Origin of the sequence: Streptomyces sp. NPDC003038, from assembly GCF_040611115.1 — a bacterium.
Lineage (GTDB): Bacteria > Actinomycetota > Actinomycetes > Streptomycetales > Streptomycetaceae > Streptomyces.
This window is the reverse complement of sequence record NZ_JBEXNN010000077.1, coordinates 1-5,335: the sequence shown is the minus strand read 5'-3', so window position 1 is coordinate 5,335 and position 5,335 is coordinate 1. Positions and strand designations below refer to the sequence as shown.

At 68.7% G+C, this 5,335-nt stretch carries 2 protein-coding genes and 2 pseudogenes; all 4 read right to left on the bottom strand.

Annotated elements, in window-relative coordinates; translation table 11 throughout:
- Positions 1-295: 295 nt before the first annotated feature.
- Positions 296-526: pseudogene (locus ABZX75_RS33770) on the bottom strand (transposase); the annotation flags it as partial.
- Between the two features lie 511 nt (positions 527-1,037).
- Positions 1,038-2,501 carry an NF041680 family putative transposase gene (locus ABZX75_RS33765; RefSeq protein WP_355417911.1) on the bottom strand — a complete coding sequence of 488 codons (1,464 nt, stop codon included), beginning with the start codon at positions 2,499-2,501 and terminating at the stop codon, positions 1,038-1,040.
- Between the two features lie 147 nt (positions 2,502-2,648).
- A pseudogene (locus tag ABZX75_RS33760) lies at positions 2,649-3,843 on the bottom strand (IS110 family transposase).
- Between the two features lie 339 nt (positions 3,844-4,182).
- The gene (locus ABZX75_RS33755; protein ID WP_355417908.1) at positions 4,183-5,214 is read right to left on the bottom strand and encodes an ATP-dependent DNA ligase; all 1,032 of its coding nucleotides are present in this window, start codon (positions 5,212-5,214) and stop codon (positions 4,183-4,185) included.
- Between the last annotated feature and the right edge of the window lie 121 nt (positions 5,215-5,335).

Genomic DNA, 5,335 nt, shown 5'->3' with positions numbered 1-5,335 from the left:
GCCCGCCTCAGAACAGCCACCGGCACCCGGTCCGATGCGGACGCCGCGCCGACAGTCGTCACCCTGACGGTCGGCGCCGACTACACCGGTCTCTTCGGCTGACGATGCGCTGCCACGTCGATCCTCCCTCCGACCATAGCCCACACAGTACTGAGCAGGTCTGTCTACTGAGGTTTTCAGGGTGGGGTCGGTGGGGCGAGGGTCAGGCCGGTGGCGGTGAGGCAGCCGTCGATCAGGTGGGGCCGGAGTTGGATCCGGGTCTGTCAATCGAACGGTGTATCCAGGATGGTTGGGGTTACTGGCGGGCTGTGGAGAGGCGGCCGTCGAAGGCGTTCAGGGCGGTCTTCCAGCGCATGGTCCAGCGGGCCTGTCCCTTGCCGGTGGGATCGAGCGACATGATGGCCATGTAGACGCACTTTAGGGCCGCGGTCTCGTTCGGGAAGTGTCCACGTGCCTTGACCGCCCGCCGGATCCTGGCGTTCACGGACTCGATCGCGTTCGTGGTGCAGACGATGCGGCGGATCTCGCCCAACGTGGTGATGCCGTAGGAGCGAATGTGGCGCCACTCGCCCTGTGCAAGCACCGAAGTGTCCACGTCGGAGAGAGGTGTGGTGAGTTGCTCGCTGCTCAGAACCACGAAGCCTGCTTCAGCGAAGGTAGAGGCCCACGGTGGAGGGGGGAGGAACTCCTCTGCGTACAGTTCCGGCGTTCTTGAGCGAAGGCGATCCAGGGGTGATGGGCGTGGCACAGGATGACGCTCTCGCCAGTGCGATCACCGACCGACGCGGTGTGGAAGGTCCAGGGGTACTCCTGGCCCTCGATCTCGCCCACCTGGCCTTCGGCGGCTCGGGGCAGCTGCATACAGAGCGGCTCGGAACGCCCGCAGGTCAGTCTCCGGAAGCGGGCCGTCCTTCGGCACGAAGAAGCCTGTCGCGCCCCGCGGCAGTGTGAAGCCCGTGTTCCCCTCGTTGACCATGTCGCTCATCTTGCCCGGTGCGAGACCCACTTGGGTGTCTCACCTGCTGTGGGCTGTGGGTTCATGCAGTGCGGCGGGGCTTGGTTCCTGTCTTGTGATGTGCGGGGCGGCTGTGTGCCTGGCCGGTGGCGAGGACTCGCCCCACGTCGTAGCGGGTTGCCGTGCGGTGGTTCTTCGAGCCGAGCGGTCGGCCTGGGCCGGGGCGGGTCGGTTTCGGTGCACCGGCCGGGGAACCAGTCTTCGCGCGCAGGTTCCTGAACCCCCTGCGGACGCGTGCGGGGGTCAGTTTGTTCGGATCGGTCGGCCTCTCCCACGGCCTGCGGAGGTCGGTGGCGAGCGGGCGGGCGAGCCGGAGCTGGGCGTAGGCGGCGATCACCAGCCAGGTCCAGCGGTCGGCCGCTTCTGAGCTGCGAAACCAGGGTTTCGTCCAGCCGAGGGTCTGCTTGAACAGGCGAAATGTGTGCTCCAGGTCGAAACGGCGGAGGAATGACTGCCAGCAGCGGTCCACGTCGTCGGGGGTGGCGCCGGTTTCCCACCACCACAGCCAGACGGGCTTGTTGACCCCGCCGGAGGGCAGCTTCTCGACGACCAGGCGGACGACGGTGCCCTCGATGATGGGCAGCGGCCCGTCGTGGTCGAGCCAGGCCGCCCGGCGGGTCAGCCGAGGGTGCAGCCGGTCCCACGCCTGCGCGGTCGCCTTCCCGTAGAGGCGGGTGTCCGTGACGGTCACGGCCTGCTCAGTGCCCCAGGTGGCAGGGTCGCCGAAGACGAACTCGCCCCCGTGCTTGGGCGGTCGGCCGCCTTTCGGGCCGTAGACCCGTGGTGGCGTCGGTCGTCGCATCACGCGGTCGGAGCGGAGGTGGTCAAGGACCTGCACCGGCAGATCGTCCAGCAGATGAGCAATGCGGGGAGCGTCATAGCCGGCGTCCATCACCACCAGCACCTCCGGGTCGCCAGGCTGCCACTGCCCGGCGTCCACCAGCCTCTCGATGACCTCGCGGATCTGCACCGTGGTCACCGCGGCGACGTCCGCCCCGGGCTCCAGACGGACCACGTCCAGCACCGCGGTCCAGGAGGTGCGGCCACTCTCCAGCGCGGCCACGATCGAGTACGGCCAGCTCGGCACCATCTGATGCTTGCCCTCACCACGGCCGAAGGTGTGGCAAAAGGCCCGGTCAGCACACGTATCGGCGTCCGGTCGCAGCCATGGTGAGACGTCGACGGCCAGTACCAGCCGACCGTCCGCAGCCCTTGGCAGCGGCACCCCGGCCAGGGCCCGGCGAAGCCGGGCGACGTCGATCTGTCCCTGGTTGAGTCCTCCGTACAGGGCGCCGTGTCCGCGCCGGTGCTCAGGCGCCAGAGCCAGGTCGACCAGCGTCCTGACCGGACCATCAGTACACAACAGCGCGTCGCACAGCTCGAACAACGCGTCGCCCCGAGCGGTCAGACACGCGTACAACTCAGACCGGAAGCGTGACGCTTCCGCGAACGCATCCCACAGGACGCCCTGATGCACCAAACTCACGACCACGGCCTTCGCGCTGGTTCTCTGCCTCTGTGACGGGCAAAGGATCAGCCGGAGGCCGCTCTCACGTCCTGTGAACTGCGAAGACGCTCAGCAAGTTCGATCCGCGTTCGACCTCGGACCATAAACGACTTCCCAATGAGAATGTCAAGCAGCCATCGTGACTGGTGGTGCAGGTTGATAGCACGCTCCGTCGCGAATCATCGCCCACAGAACGTTGGCTCTGCGACGCGCGAGTGACAGCACGGCCTGCTTGTGTCCCTTCCCCTCGGCGCGCTTGCGTTCGTAGTAGGCCCGTGACGCGGGACACGACCGCAAGCTGGCCATGGAGGAGAGGTAGAAGGCTCTCAGGAGGCCGCGATGGTAGCGGCGGGGGCGGCGCATGTTTCCGCTGACGCGACCGGAGTCGCGTGGAACCGGTGCCAGGCCGGCGAACGCAGCCAGCCGGTCGGCGGTGCCGAAGGCTTCCATATCGCCGCCGGTTGCCGCGATGAAGGTGGCCCCGAGCATGGCGCCCTGCCGGGCAGGCTGCGGATCACTTCGGCGTGCGGGTGCTCCTGAAACCGGGCCTCGATGAGTGCGTCGAGCTCGGCGATCTCCTCTTCCAGGGCCATCACCCCCTTCGCGAGGCGGGCCACCATCGACGCGGCCAGCGTCTCGCCGGGCAGTGAGGTGTGCTGGGCCTGGGCGGCCTCGACGGCGGCCTGGGCGAGCGTGGCGGCGCCTTTGACCTTGCGGTTCTTCAGCCAGGTCTCGACGCGCCTGAAGCCGCTGCGGCGGATGGCGGCCGGCGTCTGGTAGCCGGTCAGCAGCAGGACCGGCCCCTTGTTCGTCAGGCTGAGGGCTCGCTCCAAGGCCGGGCAGATCTCCAGGAGTTGTTCCCGAAGCCGGTTTATCTGGCGAGTGCGGTCGTTGACGAGGTCGGTACGACGCCTGACCAGGTCTTAAGGTCGACGGCTATCTCATCGCCGGGCCGCAGAGCGCCGAGGTCCTTGCGCATGCGGGCCTGGTCGGCGATGACGAAGGCGTCCGTGGCGTCCGTCTTGCCTTGGCCGCGGTAGGCGGCTGATGCCTGGTGAACAGCGAGCCCGGTCAGGTAGACCATCGGCTGGTCGTGGCCCAGCAGCAGGCCGATGAGGAGGGCGGCACCGCCGTGGTTGATGTCCACTGCCCACAGCGCGTCCTCGGAGAGCGCGAGTACGTCGCCGATCAGCTCCAGCAGCGCGGACTCGTCGTTCAGTACCCGCCGCGACAGCAAGCGTTCGCCCTGGGTATCGATCACCACGCAGTGGTGATGTTCCTTGCCGATGTCCACCCCGGCCCAGATCTCGGGCACGGTCACCTCCGCCAGCTCGTCGTCCAACTGCAGTCCCGCAGACGACCTCGCCGACGTTGTCCTACACAGCGATCGAGTCGCGTATCCCAATTAGCGGTCGAGTCGTCGCGGGGCTCCAGGCGGCCAAGTCATTTGAGCCATCAGACGGCGACAAGCTGACAGCCATACCCGGAACCCCCGGGTCCGACGATCCTACGAATGACCGTCTCAGACCCACGCTTGGAAGGTAGGACAAGCTTACGCTGGAACCGGCGGCCGGCGCGGTGAGCGGCCCCCGGTCGTCACCCGTGGGCACCTGCCCCTCCCCCTCCGCGCAGGTGCCCACCCCAGCATCGGCCGGCGGCACTATCCCGCGGCTGGGCCCGGGCCCCCGCCCAACCGGGGCACGTCTTCCACGGCCGCGTCCAGACGCAGGCGCACGTACCGGATCGGGTGCCGGTAGACGCCGCCCCGGTCGACGGAGGTGTCGGCGCTGATCTCCGCGACGAGGTCGGGCTGGACGAGGGTGGTGTCGAGGACGTCGCGGGTGCCCCATGCCGACGAGAACTTCGCGCCGGTCCAGGGGTGGCCGGAGCCGGCGGCGGTGAGGTGCTCGGCGAGCTGGCGGGCCGCGTCGGGGCGCAGCGGGACCGTGCGGCCGATGGGGCGGAGGCGTCCGGTCGGGTCGTGACGGCCGAGGATGAGGAGTTGGGGGCGGGTGAGGGTGCCGGTGATAGCGCCGATGATCGCTTCGGTGGTGTCCCGGCGCCGGATCTTGGTCCAGGCGCGGTCACGGACTCCGGGCCGATAGCGCTGGTTCACGGCTTTGACGACCAGACCCTCGACGCCGGAGACGTCCGTCCAGTCCTCCAGCCACTCCCTGGCCTTGACCGGGTCGGTGGTCATCGGGCACAGGATCCACGGGGCGGTCAGTGCGCGGGCCGCGAAGAGGACCTCCAGGCGTCGGCGGCGCTCGGCATAGGGCAGGGCCAGCAACTCAATGCCGTCGATCTGCAAGGCGTCGAAGGCGTTGAAGAACGCCGGGCTCTTCGCGGCGAGCGCCGTGGCGGTGCAGCCGCGGGCGGCGGCCCGGCGCTGGAGCGCTTCGAAGGACAACCGGCCGGCTGCGGTGTCCCAGACGACGAGCTCGCCATCGAGGACCAGGCCGTCCGGCAGCTGCTCGGCAGCCGCGACCAAGTCGGGAAATCGGTCCTGGACCAGGGAGCCGCGCCGGGTCTGCAGGAGCAGCCGGCCGCCGGGGCCGGCAGAGGTGAAGAGGATCGCGCGGTGGCCGTCGAACTTCTGCTCCGCCGCGAAGCCGCTCGCCAGGACCCCGGAGCCGGGGACGTACTCGGCGGCCTGAGCGAGCATCGGCTCGAAGGGCGGAGTGAGAACCACTCGGGGATGGCCTCCTTCACCGGCGCCCGTTCCGGGTTCGGTAGAGACTTGATTCCGTGAAAGGATCGAGTAATGGCACGCCCTTCCTCCTATCCCCTTGAGCTGCGCAAACGAGCGGTCG